This window comes from Raskinella chloraquaticus (SeqCode), from assembly GCF_021731865.1.
Taxonomy (GTDB): Bacteria; Pseudomonadota; Alphaproteobacteria; order Rhizobiales; family UBA4765; genus Raskinella; species Raskinella chloraquaticus.
On sequence record NZ_JAKFWN010000022.1, the window covers coordinates 1 to 20383 of the forward strand.

At 60.9% G+C, this 20383-nt stretch carries 17 protein-coding genes; 9 read left to right on the top strand and 8 right to left on the bottom strand.

From position 1 onward, the window contains the following. Window positions 1–128: 128 nt before the first annotated feature. From ACINK1_RS07905 to ACINK1_RS07930, 6 genes are read left to right on the top strand one after another with little or no spacing between them, the layout of a single operon-like run. Complete coding sequence (locus ACINK1_RS07905; RefSeq protein WP_395760064.1) at window positions 129–1661, top strand: type II and III secretion system protein family protein; 1533 nt, start codon at window positions 129–131, stop codon at window positions 1659–1661. 24 nt (window positions 1662–1685) lie between these two features. Beyond that, the gene (locus ACINK1_RS07910; RefSeq protein WP_376800030.1) at window positions 1686–2408 is read left to right on the top strand and encodes a CpaD family pilus assembly protein; all 723 of its coding nucleotides are present in this window, start codon (window positions 1686–1688) and stop codon (window positions 2406–2408) included. A gap of 1 nt (window position 2409) precedes the next feature. Further along, window positions 2410–3729 (top strand): CpaE family protein, encoded by a 1320-nt coding sequence (locus ACINK1_RS07915; RefSeq protein WP_376800031.1) that lies wholly within the window; start codon window positions 2410–2412, stop codon window positions 3727–3729. A 27-nt stretch (window positions 3730–3756) separates the two neighbouring features. Then, window positions 3757–5232, top strand: a complete 1476-nt coding sequence (locus ACINK1_RS07920) for a CpaF family protein (RefSeq protein WP_376800032.1) — start codon at window positions 3757–3759, stop codon at window positions 5230–5232. A gap of 4 nt (window positions 5233–5236) precedes the next feature. Continuing rightward, window positions 5237–6235, top strand: a complete 999-nt coding sequence (locus ACINK1_RS07925) for a type II secretion system F family protein (protein ID WP_376800033.1) — start codon at window positions 5237–5239, stop codon at window positions 6233–6235. Window positions 6236–6246: 11 nt separating this feature from the next. After that, window positions 6247–7221, top strand: a complete 975-nt coding sequence (locus tag ACINK1_RS07930) for a type II secretion system F family protein (protein WP_376800034.1) — start codon at window positions 6247–6249, stop codon at window positions 7219–7221. 52 nt (window positions 7222–7273) lie between these two features. On the opposite strand, the gene ACINK1_RS07935 is transcribed toward ACINK1_RS07930, so the two are convergent. Continuing rightward, window positions 7274–8200 carry a tetratricopeptide repeat protein gene (locus ACINK1_RS07935; protein WP_376803887.1) on the bottom strand — a complete coding sequence of 309 codons (927 nt, stop codon included), beginning with the start codon at window positions 8198–8200 and terminating at the stop codon, window positions 7274–7276. 114 nt (window positions 8201–8314) lie between these two features. Here ACINK1_RS07935 and ACINK1_RS07940 point away from each other — a divergent pair, with 114 nt between their 5' ends. The 3 genes from ACINK1_RS07940 to ACINK1_RS07950 all read left to right on the top strand — a co-directional run bounded on the left by ACINK1_RS07940 (window position 8315) and on the right by ACINK1_RS07950 (window position 10884). Next, window positions 8315–9721 (top strand): M17 family metallopeptidase, encoded by a 1407-nt coding sequence (locus tag ACINK1_RS07940; RefSeq protein ID WP_376800036.1) that lies wholly within the window; start codon window positions 8315–8317, stop codon window positions 9719–9721. 63 nt (window positions 9722–9784) lie between these two features. Beyond that, window positions 9785–10135, top strand: coding sequence for a MarR family transcriptional regulator (locus tag ACINK1_RS07945; protein ID WP_376800037.1), 351 nt, complete (start codon window positions 9785–9787; stop codon window positions 10133–10135). Between the two features lie 2 nt (window positions 10136–10137). Then, window positions 10138–10884: a C40 family peptidase gene (locus tag ACINK1_RS07950; RefSeq protein ID WP_376800038.1), complete on the top strand. Its 747-nt coding sequence runs from the start codon at window positions 10138–10140 to the stop codon at window positions 10882–10884. On the opposite strand, the gene ACINK1_RS07955 is transcribed toward ACINK1_RS07950, so the two are convergent. The 7 genes from ACINK1_RS07955 to ACINK1_RS07985 all read right to left on the bottom strand — a co-directional run bounded on the left by ACINK1_RS07955 (window position 10881) and on the right by ACINK1_RS07985 (window position 20201). After that, entirely contained in the window at window positions 10881–11837 is a 957-nt protein-coding gene (locus tag ACINK1_RS07955; protein WP_376800039.1) for a glyoxylate/hydroxypyruvate reductase A, read from the bottom strand. The genes ACINK1_RS07950 and ACINK1_RS07955 overlap by 4 nt on opposite strands. Window positions 11838–11973: 136 nt before the next feature. Then, window positions 11974–13605 (bottom strand): ABC transporter ATP-binding protein, encoded by a 1632-nt coding sequence (locus tag ACINK1_RS07960; RefSeq protein ID WP_376800040.1) that lies wholly within the window; start codon window positions 13603–13605, stop codon window positions 11974–11976. Continuing rightward, window positions 13602–14723, bottom strand: a complete 1122-nt coding sequence (locus tag ACINK1_RS07965) for an ABC transporter permease (RefSeq protein ID WP_376800112.1) — start codon at window positions 14721–14723, stop codon at window positions 13602–13604. Before ACINK1_RS07965 ends, ACINK1_RS07960 begins: the two co-directional genes overlap by 4 nt. Before the next feature lie 20 nt (window positions 14724–14743). Continuing rightward, window positions 14744–15856 carry a microcin C ABC transporter permease YejB gene (locus ACINK1_RS07970; protein ID WP_376800041.1) on the bottom strand — a complete coding sequence of 371 codons (1113 nt, stop codon included), beginning with the start codon at window positions 15854–15856 and terminating at the stop codon, window positions 14744–14746. Beyond that, complete coding sequence (locus ACINK1_RS07975; RefSeq protein WP_376800113.1) at window positions 15856–17718, bottom strand: extracellular solute-binding protein; 1863 nt, start codon at window positions 17716–17718, stop codon at window positions 15856–15858. The genes ACINK1_RS07970 and ACINK1_RS07975 overlap by 1 nt, the downstream gene beginning before the upstream one ends. Before the next feature lie 2 nt (window positions 17719–17720). Continuing rightward, complete coding sequence (locus tag ACINK1_RS07980) at window positions 17721–19574, bottom strand: extracellular solute-binding protein (protein ID WP_376800042.1); 1854 nt, start codon at window positions 19572–19574, stop codon at window positions 17721–17723. A gap of 117 nt (window positions 19575–19691) precedes the next feature. Further along, the gene (locus ACINK1_RS07985; RefSeq protein ID WP_376800043.1) at window positions 19692–20201 is read right to left on the bottom strand and encodes a c-type cytochrome; all 510 of its coding nucleotides are present in this window, start codon (window positions 20199–20201) and stop codon (window positions 19692–19694) included. Between the last annotated feature and the right edge of the window lie 182 nt (window positions 20202–20383).

The following is a 20383-nucleotide window of genomic DNA, read 5'->3' on the forward strand; positions in this document are numbered from 1 at the left end:
CTGCGCAGCCTGGCCGATGGCCCCGCTTCGCAGGGCGATGGCGGCGAAACAGCCGACATCCAGCAGCGCGGCGGCAGCATGACCATCATTCGATATGGCGTAACCGTCCAGGTTCCGTTGGCAGGCAAATGATCCGCAAGGTCTTGGAGAAATTATCGATGTTCCATCATCACGCTCTGAAGCGTCTGGCACTGATTGCCAGCACCTTGCTGGTCATGACCGCGAGTGACGCGGCCCCCCGGCGCGGCAACGATGGCGATGGCAGTGTGCGCGTCTCGGCTGGTCATTCGGCGCGGGAAGTGCGCATCGGCGTCAGCAAATCGGTCATTGTCGAACTCAATCAGGACGCCAAGGATATCCTGGTATCGAACCCGGCCATCGCCAACGCCATCGTCCGCTCCGCCAAGCGCATCTTCGTCATCGGCACCGGCGTCGGCTCGACCAACGTCTTCTTCTTCGATGGCGCCGGCAACCAGATCGCCACCATCAACGTCATCGTCGAGCGCGATCTTGATGGCCTCAATGCGACGCTGCGCCGGCTCTTTCCCAATACCAACGTCAAAGCTGAGGGCATTGGCGAGAACGTCATCGTCAGCGGCCAGGTGAATTCGGCGGCTGATGTGAAGACGGCGATTGATGTGTCCGAGCAGTTCGTCAGCCGGCAGCCTTCCGCCGCCGCCACAAATTCGAACAATACCGGTACCAGCAGCCTCAGCCTGTCGGTCCCGCCCGGCGGTAGCGCCGGCTCATCAGCATCCAGTTCGCGCATCGTCAACGCCTTGACCATCGTTGGCAAGGAACAGGTCCATCTCAAAGTCGTGGTCGCTGAAATGAACCGCACGGCGATCAAGCAGCTTGGCGTCAATCTTGCGGGAACCTGGACGTTTGGACCCTCAACCTTTCAGTTCAACGAGCAGAATAATTACCCCGTCAACGGGTCGCAGTCGACGAGCGGTACGACGCTGACCGGAATTCTTGGCGGCAGGCTCAACACCTTCATTCAGCTCCGCGTTCTGGAAAACAGCGGGCTGGCCAAATTGCTCGCCGAACCATCGCTGACCGCAGTGTCGGGTGAGGAGGCAAGCTTCCTTGCCGGTGGCGAATTCCCCGTGCCGGCCTCGCGCGATCTGCAAGGCAATATCACGGTGACCTTCAAGCAGTTCGGTGTGGGGCTTGCCTTTACGCCAATCGTTCTCTCTGAGGGGCGCATTTCCATCCGCACCAAAACGGAAGTCTCCGAGCTTGATCCGTCGAACGGCGTCGTCCTCAATGGCCTGAACATTCCGGGCCTCAGGGTAAGACGGGCGGAATCAACGGTTGAATTGCCCTCCGGTGGCACGATCGTTCTGGCCGGCCTCATCCAGGACACGACCCGCAAGGCTGTCGTTGGCATTCCCGGTCTGCGCCGCCTGCCGGTCCTTGGCCCGCTTTTCTCCAGTCAGGACTTTCTCAACAACCAGACCGAGCTTGTCGTGCTGATCACACCTTATATCGCCAATCCTGGCGCCCGGCAGGATTTCGCCCTGCCAACCGATGGCTTCGTCAACGCGAGCGATCCGGAAGCGGCGATCTTCAACCGTCTGGTCAAGGCCAATGGCGTCAAGGGGCCGCTCGCTCACGGCGAGCGACCCAAGGGTCATTTCGGTTTCATCTACGAGTAATGGGCTGAGCAAGGAGTTCCCGACATGCCTTTTCACCCTGGTAAATTTGCGGCGATGGCGCCCTGCCTGATCATGGCAGTGCTGTCGCTGGGCGTGGCCGGATGTGCCCGCTCGCCCGAATTCAAGGCGCTGCTCGATCAACCGGTTGACTATGACAAGCGCCACCCCATCCTGCTCACCCGCTCGACCCAGAGCGCGGCGGTAGCCGTTGGTCCTTACGCACCTGCAATTACCAGCCTGCAGCGCTCGGCGATCGAAGGTTTTTCCCAGGCCTTCCGCAATGATGGCGAAGGCAGTCTGGCGATAGCCGTCCCCTCGGGGGCAAGCAATGAAACCAACGCTGTGCGCCTGGCACGTGATGTTCGCTCCATTCTCCAGCAGTCTGGTGTGTCGCAAAGCGCTATCGTGATCAAACCCTATCGCGCTGATGCAGCCGTTGAGACGCCACCCATCCTTTTGACCTACAACCGGCTCACCGCTGCCGTTCCCCATCCATGCCGCGTGTCCGACGACCTCAACAGCAGCGTTCTCAATCGTCAATGGGAGAATTTCGGCTGCGCTGGCCAGACCAATCTGGCCGCCATCATCGCCAACCCCAACGATCTGTCGCGCCCGCGTCCGCTTGACAAGCCAAGCGGCGGGCGTCGCGCCGTCGTCCTTGAGAAATATCGCACGGGCGAGGATCCAAAGACCAATTACCGCAATCCGAACGCCGGCACCGCCAGCACTATCGGCCAGGGAGGCTGAGATGAACCCCGCTCACGCGCAGATGGCGCATGACGCCATGCTTGACGAACCGGGCGCCGCCACCGGGCCGGCGCGGGTGCGTCGCGGCATCCGTCCCATTCCGCGCATCACCGTTCAGGCATTCTGCGAAACCCACGAGCTGCAATCGGCTATCGAAACAGCCAGAGAGGACCGCCGCCTGGCGCGCGTTCACATCAAGGTGCAGGCCGGGGGCCTTCCCGCAGCTGTTGAATTTTACCGCGATGCACCAACGCCCAATCTGGTCATTCTCGAAACCACCGAAAGGCGCGAGGGATTACTGCGTGACCTGCAGGCCTTTTCCGACGTCTGCGATCCGACCACGCGGGTTGCTATCGTCGGTCATGTGAATGACATCCTGCTCTATCGCGAGCTGACGCAGCTTGGTATCGCCGATTATGCCGTCGTGCCGATCGCCCCCCTCGACGTCATCGAGATCATTTCCGACATCTATGCTGATCCGGCCGCCAAGCCGATTGGCCGCAACATCGCCTTTGTCGGCGCCAAGGGGGGTGTGGGCGCCTCGACGCTTGCCCACAACGTCGCTGAACGCCTCGCCAACACGATGAAGATCGACACCATCATCGCCGATCTCGACCTGCCATTTGGCACTGCCAATCTCAATTTCAATCAGGATCCCGCCCAGGGCGTGGCCGACGCGGTACTGGCGCCGGACCGGCTTGATGCCACCATGCTCGACCGTCTCCTCAGCAATTGCAGCCCGCATCTGCACCTGCTGGCGGCGCCCTCGACACTTGATCGCACCTATGACTTTGCGGAAGGCTCCTTCGAGCAGCTCGTCGATCTCGTCCGCGTTTCGGCGCCTGTGACGATACTGGACATGCCTCATGGCTGGAATGGCTGGATTCGCCGCACGCTGATCGCCTGTGATGAGATCATTCTTGTCTGCGCGCCGGAATTGTCGAATTTGCGCAACGCCAAGAACATGGTCGATCTCCTTCGTCAGGCCCGCCCGCACGACCCGGCGCCCAAGTTGGTGCTCAATCAGGTCGGCATGCCGAAGCGCCCCGAGATCAAGCCCAATGATTTTGCCCGTGCGCTCGATTTGCCCTTGGCGGCGTCCGTGCCCTTTGACGCCAACCTGTTCGGACTGGCGGCCAATAACGGGCAGATGATCGCTGAAGTGCAGAAAACATCGAAGGCAAGCGATGCGATCCGGGTGATCGCCGAACTGATTGAACCTCGCTCGCTCGCCGGCAAGGGACGCAATCGGCTTGGCAATCTCTCCCTACCACTTGTCGGTCAGATCCAGGCCCTCCTGGCAGGTAGAAAAAAGGCCTGAGACAGGCGATAAAGCGGAGTAGCAGTTATGTTCGGCAAACGTGGTTCAAGTGATTCGGCAGGGGGCGCGCTGGCGCGTCCGCCCATGCCAAATCCGATTGCGCCGCCGGGGTCAGCGCTGCCGAAACCGCCGACCACGCATATGCCCATTGAGATCGGCGGCCCGGTGCCGATGAGCGGACCACCGCGCGAAACTGCCAAATCCGACGATTATTACGACGTCAAGACAGCAATCTTTTCCGCTCTGATCGACACCATCGATCTTGCCCAGCTGGCGCGCCTTGACACCGAAGCAGCGCGTGAGGAAATCCGCGACATCGTCAACGAGATTGTTGGCATCAAGAACGTCGTGATGTCGATTGCCGAGCAGGAGGAATTGCTCAGCGATATCTGCAACGACGTTCTGGGCTACGGCCCGCTGGAGCCGTTGCTGGCGCGCGACGATATTGCCGACATCATGGTGAACGGCGCCAACCGCACCTTCATCGAAGTTGCCGGCAAGGTGCAGATGACCAATGTGCGGTTCCGCGACAATGGTCAGCTTCTGAATATCTGCCAGCGTATCGTCAGCCAGGTTGGACGACGTGTCGATGAAAGCTCACCCATGTGCGATGCGCGCCTGGCCGATGGCAGCCGCGTCAACGTCATCGTTCCGCCGCTGGCCATCGACGGGCCCTCGCTCACCATCCGCAAATTCAAACGCGACAAGCTGACGCTCGATCAGCTGGTCAAGTACCAGTCGATTTCCCCCGAGGGTGCCGAGATCCTCAAGATCATCGGCAAGGTCCGTTGCAACACCGTCATTTCCGGCGGCACGGGTTCCGGCAAGACGACGCTGCTCAACTGTCTGACGCGCTATATCGACGATGACGAGCGCATCATCACCTGCGAGGACGCAGCCGAGCTCCAGCTGCAGCAGCCCCACGTCGTGCGCCTTGAAACGCGCCCGCCCAACCTCGAAGGCGAGGGGCAGGTGACGATGCGCGATCTCGTCAAGAACTGCCTGCGCATGCGCCCTGAACGCATCATCGTCGGTGAGGTCCGCGGCCCCGAAGTGTTCGATCTTCTCCAGGCCATGAACACCGGTCATGACGGCTCGATGGGCACCATCCATGCCAATACACCGCGCGAATGCCTGTCGCGCATGGAATCAATGATTGCGATGGGCGGCTTCAGCCTGCCGGCAAAGACGGTACGTGAGATTATCGTTGGCTCGGTCGACGTCATCGTGCAGGCGGCGCGCCTGCGTGACGGGTCGCGCCGTATCACCCACATCACCGAAGTGGTCGGCATGGAAGGTGATGTGATCATCACCCAGGATCTGTTTCTCTATGAGCTGATCGGTGAGGACCTCAACGGCAAGATCATCGGGCGCCACCGCTCGACCGGCATCGGGCGGCCGCGCTTCTGGGAGCGCGCTCGCTATTACGGAGTTGAAAAGCAGCTTGCTGCCGCTCTTGACGCGGCCGAAGTCTCCGACGACGCCAGCAAGCGGGCGGGGTAGGGAGATGGTACTCGACCCGCTGCTGCGCCAGGTCCTTGCCGCCATGCTGGGTATCATCAGTGGCGGCGGCCTCGCCTATGTGTTGTTCTATGGTCGCCTTTCCGGTGAACATGCCGGAGCCAAGCGCATCGAGAAGATCGCTGCGATTAACGGCAGGCGCGGCGTCGACGCGCGTGCGGGCGGCGACCCTACGCAGCGGCGCAAGCAGATCGAGGATACGCTGAAGGAAAGCGAAGAGCGCCGCAACCGCTCATCGAAAAATGTCCCCCTTCACATCAAGCTCGAGCAGGCAGGTCTTTCCTGGACCAAGCGCGGGTACTTCATCGGCTCGGGGGTTGCGGCGCTTGTTAGCGCCATCGCTACTTTCATCGTGGCCCAAAATCCGTTGATTGCGCTTGCCGTCGGCTTCGTCTTTGGTCTGGGCATTCCAAACTGGCTGGTCAATTTCCTCAAGAACCGCCGCCTCTCCAAATTCATCGACGAGTTCCCCAATGCAATCGACGTGATTGTGCGTGGCGTGAAGGCAGGTCTGCCGCTCGTCGACTGCATTCGCATCTGCGCCCAGGAAGCGCAGGAGCCAGTCAAGAGCGAGTTCCGCAAGATGATCGAAACCCAGACATTGGGCATCCCGCTGGCGGAGGCAGTTGAGGGGCTCGCTGCTCGCGTGCCGATCCCCGAGACGAACTTCTTCTCGATCGTTGTCACCGTCCAGCAGCGTTCGGGCGGCAATCTTTCTGAAATTCTCGGCAATCTGTCCAAGGTGCTGCGTGATCGCAAAAAGATGAAAGCGAAGATCAATGCGATGTCGCAGGAAGCCAAGGCGTCGGCGGCGATCATCGCTTCCTTGCCGTTTCTGGTGCTCATCATGGTCTATCTCAGCGCGCCCGATTACATCCAGCTTTTGTGGACCACATCGCAGGGCAAGCTGTTGATGTTCGGGTCAGTGCTGTGGATGCTCGCGGGCATCCTCGTCATGCGTAAAATGATCAATTTCGACTTTTAAGGAAGCTTGATATGGCCGAGCGCCTGGTCGCCCTGATTTATGATCGCGGCTTTATGCTGGCATTGCTGGCCTTCATTGCCGCCATCGCCACCGTGCTGACGCTCGCTATGCCGTTCCTGCAGAACGACAAGCTGAAATCGCGCATGAAATCGGTCGCCACCGAACGCGACCGGCTGCGGCAGCGCTCACGCGAGAAGATGAACCGCGAGAAGCGCGAACTGAGCCTGCGTAATGAGCCGAAGGCCTTCCTCAGGCAACTTGTGGAGCAGTTTGAGCTTGTGAAGCATGTCGGTACCAACGACATGAAGCAGCAATTGTTGATGGCGGGCTTTCGCGGCCAGGCGCCGCTATTCACCTTCCTCCTCTTCCGCCTGGTACTCCCGCCCATCGCCTTTCTGGCAACGCTGTTTTACGTGTTTGTCGTCGTGGAAGTGAATCAGCCGCCCTTGATCCGCTTTGGCATGGCGATTGCGGCTACCTGGATCGGCTTTCAATTGCCTGGTCTGTACCTGAAAAATATCATCCAGAAACGGCAGCAGACCATCAAGCGCGCTTTTCCCGATGCGCTTGATCTGCTGCTCATTTGCGTTGAATCCGGCATGGCCATCGAGGCCGCCTTCCGTAAAGTGGCTGTCGAAATTGGTAGCACATCAGTACCGCTCGCCGAAGAGTTGTCGCTGACGACAGCAGAACTGTCCTATCTGCCGGACCGCCGCCAGGCTTATGAAAATCTTGCCCAGCGCACCGGGCTTGACGGCGTCAAGGCTGTGAGCCTCGCGCTCATTCAGGCTGAGAAATATGGAACATCTCTAGGTCAGACCCTGCGCGTCATGGCTCAGGAAAATCGCGATATGCGCATGTCTGAAGCGGAAAAAATGGCCGCGGCCCTGCCACCGAAGCTCACCGTGCCGATGATCGTGTTCTTCCTGCCGGTGTTGTTTGTGGTCATTTTGGGCCCGGCAGTTATTCGCGTCATGAATCAGTAAGACCCGATAGCTGGACCAACCATCGTCGAGCGGTGAACCCAGGCGGGGCTGTCTAGCGCTGCAGCAGGCTGAGAGGTCCGGAAGTCTGACGGCTGGCCTGTGCTGGCGCTTTGGCGCCGGTCACGCTGCTGCTGCCCGTTACCTCCTTGCCACCATTGCGGATCGTCTCCCACGTATTGGCCTGCTTCAGAAGACCACGCAGCAGCGAGATGTTCTTCTCCGCCTGCTCGGGAGGTAAATCTTTTTTGGCGATGATTTCGGCTTCGTCAAAGCGCCCTTGCAAGCCAATCACCAGCGCCAGGTTCTGGCGCGCCCGCTCGTCCGATTTGCTTGTTGCGGTTGCCTGCCGCAGATAGGTTTCAGCAGCATTGAGATCACCCGACAGCGCGTAGCTCAAGCCGAGATTAGACAGAACCGACGCTTCGCCAGGGGCAATCAGAAGGGCGGACTGATAATGCTCGCGCGCCGTTTCGGCACGCCCGATCTGATCATAAATAGCTCCTTGCGCTGACAGCAACCGCCAATCGGGCCGGTCGGGGCTGTGCGCCTGGGCAAGAACACTCAACGCTTCGGTGAACTGGCCATTCGCCGCCATCGCCTTGCCAAGCTCTCCTTTCAGGAAATTCGACGAGCCATTGGCAAGAACGGCTTTCTGGAGAACCGCGACGGTCTGCGCGCGCTGGTCCTGCGCAGCGAGCGCACGTGAATAGGCATAGGCTGCCTTTTCGTCGCCGGGATTGGCGTTGAAACGCTCGCTCCAGTACTGGCTGGCCTGTACGACGTCGGCCTGGCTGCCGATGTCCGGGCGCCGGATTTGCGTGCTGTTGCCGCGTGGCGAGCAGGCGGTGAGAACGAGTGCCAGCGCAACGCTGGCCAGAAGGCCGCGACGACGACCAAACGCGACGAGCCTCGCTGCCCGGGTCCGGTCTGAATGGGCGGCGCTCAGCATGAGGTGTTCAGGAGGGGACATGACATTCATGCCGCCATTGTTGAAGCGTTAACCCTAATGTTTGGTTAAATTGCTTATTTTGGCTTGCCCGCCGTGCATCTTTCACGCAGCAATATCTAGCCACAATCACTCACAGGAAAGTTGATGACCGTGCCCGCATCAGACTGCCTCATCGACCACCTTCCGCCGCAGGCCGTGCCGATCTGGTTTGCCTCGCCCCAGACCTTGGCTCAGGTCACGGCCGTGATGTCATCCTCGGCCAGGGATTGGATCACCCATACCGGGTTTGAGCCGCACGCGGGGCGCCACCTCCTCCTGCCGGGAGCAGGCGGGCGTATTCAATCCGTTTTGTTCGGATTGGGCGAGGAGGGTCATGCGCTCCGCACGCCGCTTTTGCCGGGCCTGCTTGCCGGCTTGCTCCCGCCAGGTGATTATTACATGGCGAATGCTGCCGATGATCCGGCGCTGGCCACTCTGTCCTTTGCGCTGCACAGCTATCGCTTCACCACATATCGCAGCTCTCAGGGCAACAAATCATGCCGCCTGAAAATTCCCCGCGACGTCGCGGGCGCCGAGCTGAGGCGGATCGCTGATGCGGTGGCTTTCGGCCGCGATCTGATCAACATGCCCGCCAACGCGCTCGGGCCGGCAGAGATTGCGGCGGCGGCGGTGGCTCTGGCGAAGACACACAATGCCACGAGTGAAATTATCGTCGCAGACGAATTGCTGGAACGCGGCTTTCCGCTGATCCACGCCGTCGGCAAAGGTTCCTCGCGCCCGCCCTGTCTGGTTGATATGCGCTGGGGGGATGAGACGGCGCCGAAGGTGACGCTGGTTGGCAAGGGCGTCGCCTTCGATACCGGTGGCCTTGATCTCAAGCCGTCCAGCAACATGTTGCTGATGAAAAAGGATATGGGCGGCGCGGCCGCTGTTCTGGCGCTTGCCCGGCTGGTGATGGAAAGCCGGCTCAATGTCCGCCTGCGCATCATCCTGCCTTGCGTTGAAAATGCCGTCTCGGGCCTGTCCTTCCGCCCCAGCGACATCTATCCAAGCCGCAAGGGGATCAATGTCGAGATCGGCAACACCGATGCGGAGGGCCGGCTCATTCTTGCTGATGCGCTGACACTGGCTGACGAGGAAGCACCCGAATTGCTGATCGATATGGCCACCCTCACCGGGGCTGCACGTGTTGCTCTGGGCCCTGATCTGCCGCCCTTCTACACGAAGGATGAACAGATCGCCGGAGAGCTTGCCGCTGCCGCCGGGCGAACCTGCGATCCGCTGTGGCGGATGCCCCTGTGGCAACCTTATCGCTCGATGCTTGATTCAAAGATCGCCGATATCAACAATGTATCGACATCGGGTTTTGCCGGCTCGGTGCTGGCCGCCCTGTTCCTTGACCGCTTTGTCGAGCGCTCGCGATGTCATGTCCATCTCGATATCTATGGCTGGTCGCCGCAGACAAATCCCGGTCGCCCGGAAGGCGGTGACGTTCAGGGCGTGCGCGCCCTCTATGACGTGCTGTACCGGCGTTATGGCTCCATCGCCTAGGCTTGTTTTGGCAATCGCTCGTCGATATTGTATCGAAAGCGAAATAAAAGGCTGTATCAAGCGATGGATTTGCGCCCCTCCGCGGCATTGAAGCTGTGGCACGATGTCATGCTGGCTCACGTGCATGGTGATGACACCGATCTCAGCGCCCGCCAGATGGTGATCCTGCTCACCATCTATCTCGAGGCGCCACCGCATACCGTGCGTGGTTTGGCCAAAAAGCTTGACGTCACCAAGCCGGTGATCACCCGTGCGCTCGATACCATGGGCGCCCGCGATCTGGTGCAACGCCGGCGCGATGAGGATGATCGCCGCAATGTCGTCATCCAGCGCACCGTCAAGGGCGCGTTATGGATTGAGAAACTTGCAGACAGCATTGTGGAGCGCGCCAGGAACGTCGCCCGCAGGAGTTGAGCATGGACACACGTCAGGTTATGCAATCGCTGGTTGATGTACGGCAATCTGCCTCACCCGCCGCGATGCTGTCGACGCAGCTTCTGCGCGGTGAAACGATTGCCGTTCTCGACAAATGTGGCGCCTATTTTCACGTGCGCTCCGCGCGGGATTCCTATGAGGGGTATGTTGCGGGCGAGGGGCTCACAACATCCGCCAGCATGATGACCCATCGCGTTGCGGTGCCGCGCACACTCTTGTTTGCCCATCCTGATTTCAAGACGCCAGCGCTTGGAGACATGCTGCTGGGCGCCGAACTGGCAATCGAGGGCCATGAGGGTCGCTATGCGCGCAGCACGCGCGGCGAATATCTGATCGCTGACCATCTCATGGCGCTGGACGAAACAGTAAGCGATGTGATCGCAACCGCCGAAACGCTGCTGCACACGCCCTATCTGTGGGGCGGCAAATCAGTCAGGGGCATTGATTGTTCAGGGCTGGTGCAACTCTCGCTGGCGATGGCCGGGCGTAACGCGCCACGTGATTCAGGTCCCCAGTCGCAGGCGCTCGGTACAGCGCTTTCGCCCGGCACTCCCTTGCGCCGTGGCGATCTCCTGTTCTGGCCCGGTCACGTCGCCTTCTGCTACGATGAGCAGCGCATTCTTCATGCCAATGCCCACCACATGAAAGTGGTGATCGAGGACCGCCTGGAGGCGTTGGAGCGCATCAGCGCTGCCGGCTATCCCGCGCCCGTCGCCAAACGCCTTTAATAACCGCGCGTGCGGTCAACCACATTGGCGAGAGCCGCGCCGCACTCATGGGAGCGGATCTGCGCGGCGATATAGGCGGCAATCGCCTCGGCGTCACTGTCAGCGGCGTTGTGCGGGGTGATGGTGACACGTGGATGCGACCACAAGGGATGATCACTTGGCAGTGGCTCGGTATTGAACACATCAAGGGTCGCCTGACCGAGCGTGCCATCATCAAGCGCCGCCAGGATATCGTCCTCGATCTGCAACCCGCCACGCCCGGCATTGATGAGCACAGGTGCGCCAAGCGGCCCGTCATGCGGCAGTTTGCGCAGGAGAACGCGGTCAACGATGCCGCGCGTCTGCGCCGTCAGCGGCAACAGGACAACCAGGACATCGCTGCGGGCAAGAAAATCATCGAGCCCCGCTGCGCCGTCAAAACAGGCGATGCCGGGCACCGATCGCGGCGTGCGGCTCCACCCCGCGACATTGAAGCCAACCATTGCCAGCTTGTGCACCGCATCCGTGCCGATGACGCCAAGTCCCATGACGCCGACACGCAAATCCTTTGCCGCCCATTGCAGCCGCCCATCCCATTGCCGACGCTTCTGCGCTGAGGCAAGCGGCGCCTGGCGCCGGTGTGCCATCAGCACGTGCAGGAGGACATACTCGCTCATGCGATTGGTGAGATCATCGGTTGCGACCCGCACCAGTGGCACATCAGGGAGCGTCGGGTCAGCCATCACCGCGTCAACACCGGCGCCGAGATTGAAGATAAGCGACAGGCGGGGCAGCGTGGCAAGATATCCCTTGGTCGGCTTCCATACGGCGGCATAGCGGATGGCGGCGGGATCAAAATCATCCACTCCGGCAATGACGAAATCCATCTCGGGCAGATGTTGCCTCAGGCGCTCCCGCCACCGCTCGGGCGCCCACCCGTCCGATCCGCCAGTGATGGCCAACAACATCGTCATCGCCGGGCCTCACCGTTCACGAGCATCGCGGACAGCAGACAGTCAGTGCGGACCAATCCGGCCCGGTCGGCTTTTGCTGCCGCTGCCGGACTGATGAGAGGCAACACAAATGTTGCGCTTTTGCGAGGATGCCAGCTCACTGGTTCACCGCGCTTTCATTTACCACCGCGATGTCGAAGGCAGCCGCAAAGAGCGCACGCGTGTAATCGCTCTGCGGCGCAGCAAACACAGTCTTCGCGGGTCCTGATTCGACCACTTTGCCGTTGCGCATGACGATGATGTCATTGGCCAGCGCCTTTACCACTTTGAGATCATGACTGATGAAGAGGTAGGCGAGATTGCGCCGCTCCTGCAGGTCGCGCAGCAGATCGACAATCTGCGCCTGGACGCTCATGTCGAGCGCTGACGTCGGCTCATCGAGAACAACAAACCGCGGCTCCAGCACAATGGCGCGGGCAATGGCGATGCGCTGGCGCTGGCCGCCGGAGAATTCATGCGGGTAACGTTCCATCATCGCCGGCTCAAGCCCGACATCCTTGAGCGCCTGGGCCACTTTGCCTGCCCGTTCCTCGCGGCTGAGGCGGCCGGCATGCACATCGAGGCCTTCGGCGACGATGTCGATAACTGGCAGGCGTGGCGACAGCGAACCATAGGGGTCCTGGAAAACGATCTGCATGTCGGCCCGCAGCTTCCGCAGATCCGCTTTCCCCAGCTTGCCGATATCCTGGCCGAGGAATGCCACCGGCCCCTGCGAGGAAATAAGCCGCAGCAATGCCAGCCCCAGCGTCGTCTTGCCTGAGCCTGATTCGCCGACCAAGCCAAGCGTCTGGCCTTCGCGCACCGTGATGTCGATGCCATCGACGGCCTTGATGTGCCCGACAACGGAGCGGAAGAAGCCGCGCCGGATGGGAAACCACACCTTGATGTCGCTGGCCTGCAGCACCACCGGCTTGCTGTCGTCATGGAGCGGTGGCTCGCCCTTCGGTTCAGCCGCCATCAGGCGGCGCGTATAGGCATGCTGCGGGCGCTGGAACACCTCTTCGACATCACCCTGCTCGACGATTTGCCCCTGGCTCATCACCGCCACCCGGTCGGCGAAGCGCCGCACGATGCCAAGATCGTGGGTGATGAACAGGATCGCCATCCCGAGCCGCCCCTGCAGCTCTTTCAGCAGGCGCAAGATCTGCGCCTGGACCGTGACATCAAGCGCCGTCGTCGGCTCATCGGCAATCAGCAGATCGGGGTTGTTGGCAAGCGCCATGGCAATCATCACGCGCTGGCGCTGGCCACCCGAGAGCTGGTGCGGATAGCTGAGCAACCGGCTTTCGGGATCGTGGATGCCAACCTGATCGAGAAGCTCGATCACCCGCGCGCGCGCGGCTCGCTCCGACAGGCCCTGATGAAGACGAAGAATTTCTGCCACCTGCTTTTCAACCGTATGCAGCGGGTTGAGCGAGGTCATCGGTTCCTGAAACACCATCGTGATGGCGCGCCCGCGCACCTTGCGCAATGCCGGTTCGTCAAGCCCGATGAGGTCTTGCCCCTTGAAGAGGATGGCGCCTGAAGGATGGCTGGCGGATGGCGGCAACAGGCCCGGGATCGACAGGGCGGATACCGATTTGCCGGAGCCCGATTCACCAACGAGCGCCAGCGTCTCGCCTCGGGTGAGGGAAAACGAGATGCGGTCGACCGCAAGTTTTGCCTGCCCTGCCTGATGAAAGGCAACCGACAGGTCGCGGACGTCAAGCAGCGGTGCGGTGTCGCTCATCGAAACGCTTTCCTCGGGTCGAAGGCGTCACGGACGGCTTCGCCGACAAAGATCAGAAGGGAGAGCAGCAGGGCGATGACGGAAAATCCGGTAAGGGCCAGCCATGGCGCCTGCAGATTGGCCTTGCCCTGCGCCAGCAATTCACCAAGCGAGGGCGAGCCCGGCGGCAGGCCAAAGCCAAGAAAATCGAGCGAGGTCAGCGTCGTGATCGAGCCGTTGAGAATGAACGGCATGAAGGTCAGCGTCGCTACCATGGCGTTCGGCAGCACGTGGCGCCACATGATGGTGGGGTTTGACACGCCAAGGGCGCGGGCCGCCTGCACATATTCGAAATTGCGCGCGCGCAGGAATTCCGCCCTGACAACGCCCACCAGCGCTACCCATGAAAAGAGCAGCAGGATGCCAAGCAGCACCCAGAAGCTAGGCTCGATCACGGCGGCAAGGATGATCAGCAGATAAAGCGCCGGGATCGATGTCCAGATTTCGATGAAGCGCTGGAAGAGCAGGTCGACCATGCCGCCAAAATAACCCTGCACCGCGCCGGCCATCACGCCGATCACCGAGGATATGCTCGCCAGCACCAGACCAAACAGAACCGAGATACGAAAACCATAGATGAGGCGGGCCACGACATCGCGCCCCTGATCATCGGTACCAAGCCAGTTCCAATTGCCAAGCGCGCAATCGAGCGGGCGTTTTTCCTCCGCACTTGCGCTGCAGTCAGGATTGTCTTTTTTCAGCCAGGTGGGTTTCGCCGGGAACGGCCCGCCATCGGTTCGAACCGTGCGATAATTGTAGCGGATCACCGGCCAGATCATGAAGCCGTTCGCGGTGATCTCGCGGCGGATTTCCGGGTCACGATAATCGGTCACGGCCAGAAAGCCGCCGAATTTCTCTTCCGGGTAATCGATCACCACCGGAAACAGCAATTCGCCCTTGTAGACGGCAATCAGCGGCCGGTCATTGGCGATGAATTCGGCTACGCCAGTGACGACGAAGAGCACGAGAAATATCCACAGCGACCAAAGACCGCGGCGATTGGCGGTGAAATTGGCGAGCCGGCGCCGGTTGAGCGGTGACAGCCGGCTTGTGGCGAGGGTGGCGGCCGCGAGCGGCATGGGGGTGCTGTCGTTCACGCCTAGACCTCGCGCCGGTCGAAATCGATGCGCGGATCAACCCAAGTGTAGGTGAGGTCGGAGATGAGGTTCACCACGAGGCCGAGCAGCGAAAAGATGTAAAGCGTCGCAAACACTACCGCATAGTCGCGATTGACCACCGATTCAAAACCAAGCAGCCCCAGCCCGTCGAGCGAGAAGATGGTTTCAATCAGCAGCGCCCCGGTGAAGAAGGCGTGGATGAAGGCGCCTGGAAAACCGGCAATCAGGATGAGCATGGCGTTGCGGAAGACATGGCCATAGAGCACCTGCCGATCATCAAGTCCCTTCATCCGCGCTGTCATCACATATTGCTTGCGGATCTCATCGAGGAAGGAATTTTTGGTCAGCAGCGTCGTCGTCGTGAAGGCGCCAATCGCCATGGCGGTGAGCGGCAAGGCGAGATGCCACATATAATCGAGGGCCTTGCCATACCAGGGCAGGTTCGCCCAATTGTCCGACCACAGGCCGCGCAATGGAAACCAGTCGAAAAAGGAGCCGCCGGCAAACAGCACGATCAGCAAAATGGCGAAAAGAAAGCCCGGTATGGCATAGCCGATGACGATGACGGCACTCGTCCATACATCGAAGGCCGAACCATCCTTGAGCGCCTTGCGGATGCCAAGCGGAATGGAGATGGCGTAGGTAAGCAGCGTCATCCACAGGCCAAGCGACATCGAGACCGGCAGTTTTTCGGCGATCAGCTTCAGCACCGGCGTGTCGCGGAAGTAGCTCTTGCCGAAATCGAAGCGGGCGAAATTCCAGATCATCAGCCCGAAGCGCTCGGGTGCCGGTTTGTCGAAACCGAACTGGGCTTCAAGCTGCTTGATGAATTGCGGGTCAAGCCCCTGCGCGCCGCGATAGCGTGCCGGCACCGAGGACTGGTCGCCGCCGCCGGGGCGCAGGCCGCCGCCGCTGAGATCGCTTGATGCACCACCGATGCGCGAGGTGGCCGACACGTCGACGCCCGAAAGCTTGGCAAGAATTTGCTCCACCGGTCCGCCCGGCGCGAACTGGATGATGGCGAACGAGACCAGCATGATGCCAATCAGGGTTGGAATGATCAGAAGCAGGCGTCGCAACAGATAGGCAGCCATCAGTCTCCCACCGCACCTTTGCCGAGTGTGGATGCCTTTACCGCATCGCGCCACCAGGTATCGATCGATCCTCGCCCGTATTTGGGGCGATTCGACGGTCGCTCATAGATGTCCCAATAGGCCAGCCAATGCGTCGCGCGATACCATTGCGGCACCCAAGGTTGAAGCGCCCTGAGCGCCCGGTCAAGTGCCCGGCAAGCCGTGTAGAGGTCCTCGCGCGTCGGCGCGGCAAGCGCTCTTTCGATCAGGCCATCGACCCCCTTGTTCTTGATGCCGGCGAGGTTTTGCGAACCCGGCTGATCCGCATCCATCGAGGAGAACAGGCGCCGCAGCCCGTCACCTGGCGTGAGACCTATCCCGTTGCGAACCGTGACGATATCGAAATCATAATCCTTCACGCGCGCCTGGTATTGCGCCGGATCGACACGGCGGATGCGCGCATCGATCCCCAGCCGCTTCAAATTCTCGGTATAAGGTAGCGCGATGCGCTCGGACGTCGGATCGGTGATGAGAAATTCAAAGCCAAGCTGCTCGCCATTGGCAAAAACCGCGCGCCCCTTGTCGAGCTTCAACCCCGCCTCGCGCAACAAATTGGCAGCCTTGCGCAATTGCACGCGGTCAGCGCCGCTGCCATCGGAAACGCCGGGGCTGACCGCTTCGGCAAAACTGCCCTCGGGCAGCAGCGAGCGCAACGGCTCCATGATGGCGAGTTCCTCCGGCGTCGGCAGGCCACGCGCCGCCATCGGTGAATTCTCGAAGAAGGAGTGGTTGCGGGTGTAGCGCCCGTAAAACAGATTCTGGTTGGTGAACTCGAAATCGAAGGCGAGGCTGACCGCCTGGCGCACCCTGATATCGGCAAAGATCGGCCGGCGCATATTGAAGAAATAACCCTGTGTACCGGTTGGCGTCTCGTCGGGGATTTCCTCGCGCTTCACCCGGCCCTCGCGGATCGCCGGAAAATCATAACCGGTGGCCCAGTCGCGCGAGGTGTATTCCTCGCGGTAGAGAATCTGCCCGGCTTTGAAGGCTTCAAAAGCAACCGAGCGGTCACGAAAGTAATCGACACGGATGCGCTGGAAATTATAACGCCCGCGCATCACCGGCGCCTGCCAGCCCCACCAGTTCGCGACGCGATCATATTCGATAAAGCGCCCCTGTTCGAGGCGATGCACCTTGTAGGGCCCGCTCCCGAGCGGTGCGTCCATCGTTGTTTCGTTAAATTCACGGCTGGCGTAATAGGCGCGCGAAAAAATCGGCAGGGAAGCGACCGTCAAGGCCAGATCGCGCGGGGCGGTGGCAGCAAGCGTCAGGCTCAACCGGTCATCGCCCTCGACGATGATCTCCTCGACATCGCGCAACGCCTGAGCGATTACCGGATGGCCCTTGTCCTTCAGCGTCCGCAGCGACCACGCAACGTCGTGCATGGTGAGCGGTGAACCATCATGGAACGTCAGAGCCGGGCGCAGCAGGAAGGTGAGGCGCCGGCCCTCCCTGTCATAGCGCACCGCGCGCGCCGCCTGGCAGTAAAGCGTATCTGCCTCATCTTCGGCCCGCGCCATCAGCGTGGCGAAAGTCAGCTCCATCTGCAGTGCCCCGTCGCCACGCAGGATGAAGCTGTTGAGCGAATTGAAGGTCTGGAAATTCTGGTTGAAGCCGGCCTGCGTCGGGATATGCGAAAAGACGCCACCGATGGGCGCTTGCGGGTTCACATAATCGAGATGGGGGAAGTCCGGCCTGTACTTCAATTCGCCGAACACGGACAACCCATGGCTGAAACCGGGCTCCTGCGCCTCGGAGCGCCGGGCCGGGATGAGACCCAGCGCCGGCAGGGCGAGCGCACCACGGCGCGTCAGACGCGGCATGCTCACGGCTTGCCACCGACGCGTTTGGCCTTGGCCTCATCGAACCACCAGATGTCGGGAAAGCCGCTGCTGCCATATGCCGGCAGTTTGTCGGGCCGGCCGAACCGATCCCAGCGCGCCGTCCATGTGTCGGAGCGGGTGAACTGCGGCACCACATACTGATTCCACAGCAATACCCGGTCAAGCGCCCGCGTCGCCGCCTCAAGCTCGGTGCGATCCCTGGCGAAAATGACGCGGTCGACGAGCTTGTCGACCGCCGTGTTTTTTATCCCGATATAATTGCGGGAATTGTCGTGGTCGGCCGCTTCGCTTCCCCAGAAATCGCGCTGCTCATTGCCCGGCGACAGCGATTGCGGCCAGACGCCGACGATGATGTCGAAATCACGATTATTGAGGCGGGCGATATATTGCGAAGGATCCACCTGGCGGATCGTGACCGTGATGCCCAGACGTTCCAGCGCCGATTGGTAAGGCAGGATGATGCGCTGGAAGGCGGGTGAATTGATAAGAAATTCGGCGCTGAGCGTCTCGCCGGTCGTCGAATGAACCAGTTTGCGGTCCTTGATCACCCAGCCCGCTTCACCCAGCAGGCGATTGGCCTCGCGCAGATTGGCGCGTGCCTTTTCCGCCGTGCCGCCTACCGGATTGGCGTAGGGCGTGGTGAACACCTCGTCAGGCACCTGCCCGCGCACCGTCTCCAGAATCTCGCGCTCCAGCCCCGCAGGGACGTCTTTCGACGCCAGATCCGTGCCCTCGAAATAGGAATTGATCCGCTTGTAAAGACCGTAGAACAGCGAGCGGTTCGCCTCCTCGAAATCGAAGGCGTAGTTGAAGGCAAGCCGGACCCGGGGATCGGAAAATTTTGCCTTGCGGATGTTGAAGGCAAATCCCTGCATGCGGCCGGAGGCCCGCTCGGGGAAGTTTTCTTTCACCACCCGCCCGTCCTGGACCGCCGGGAAGTTATATTGGGTCGACCATTGCAGCGCGCTGTTCTCACTGCGCCAGTCGATCTCGTCTGCCTTGAACCCCTCGAGTTCGACAGTCGAATCACGAAAGACGCTGATGCGCAGCTCGTCGAAATTATAGCGCCCGACATTGGTCGGCTGTTTGGCTCCCCACCAATCCTTCACCCGCTCATAGACAATCGCGCGGCCCGGATCGATGGATTTCACCTTGTAGGGGCCTGAGCCAAGCGGCGGCTCGAGCGTCGTCTGGGTGATGTCGCGCCGGCGTCCCTGTGCGTCGGTTCCTTCCCACCAATGCTTGGGCAGGATGTGCAACTGCGACAGGATCGATGCCACTTCGCGATTGCCGGGATGCCCGAAGGTGAACGTCACGTCCTCGCTGCCGGTTTTCTCGACCTTGACGACGTCGCGGTAATAAAGCCGCTTCGAAGGATCATTCGTGACCTGGGCGTTGAAGGAGAAGATCACGTCGTCGACGGTGACCGGCTTGCCGTCATGCCAGCGCGCCTGCGGGTTGAGACGAAACGTGACAAACGCGAAATCATCCGGGTAGCGCACCGCCTCGGCAAGCTCGCCATAGCTTGACACCGGCTCGTCGAGGCCATGGACGAACAAGGATTGGTAGACGTAGCTTTCAAGGCCGGGGGCAGGATTGCCGCGGGGAATAACGAAATTGAGTGAATCGAAGGCGCCAGCTGTGCTGAGCCGCAGGGTTCCGCCCTTGGGCGCATCGCGCCTGACGTAGTCAAAGGCTTCGAAACCGGGTTTGTATTTGAGCGCGCCGGTAAGCGACACGCCGTGGCGCCATTCCGGTTCCGCCGCCACGGCAAGCGTCATCGCGAGGCAATGGAGACCAAAGATAAGTGTCAATCCGGCTGAAAACGCCCGCATGATCCTCCTCGTGGCCACACCGTGACTGCCCGATGATAGTGGCGCGACCCTGATGATCACATTAGGCGGACGGCAAGGCGCCGCCAAGGCCACAAACGCGTGACCTGATCGCTTGCCTCACGGCTTGGGCGCATCCGACAGCGAGCGCAGATAGGCGATGATGTCGGCGCGATCACTTGCTTTGCGCACACCGGCAAAGGCCATCGCCGTGCCGCTCACGTAAGTCCGGGGATTGGCGATGAATTTGTTAAGCGATTCGGCATCCCACTTCGTTCCTTCCGCTTTCGCTTTCTTGAAGCTCTCGGAATAATTGAAGCTGGCGATGTAGGCTCGGTTGGCGCCGTAGATATCCCACAGGTTCGGGCCGGCTTTGTTCGCCCCTCCCTTGTCAGGTGTGTGACATTGGGTGCAGGGCCGGAAGGCCTGTTCGCCGCGCTTGACATCCGCGCTCGCCAGCAATTCGGCGATGGGCGTTTCCGGCTCTGCGGCTGCTGCTGCCGCACCTGGCGCCGCCGTTTCAGCAACCGCCACCGCATAACCGGGCTTTGCCGGCTTTTCGACTGCGTAAAGCCCGCCGGCGAGAATGGACAGGCCAACGGTGAGCGTCAGCATCAACAACAAAGCCATGGCGATTTTGGTTTGTTCAAAAGATTCCATAACCCGGTAGCTCCCTAGATCGGCGTCGTTTGGCGGAGGTGCATGTTATCCCGCCGCCGCTCACCCCTCTCGCCATCACTCTCCACTTGTCCTTGCCCGGTCGAAGAGACCATCAATGACCCGGGGCAAAGCGCATGACGAGACAAAACGCG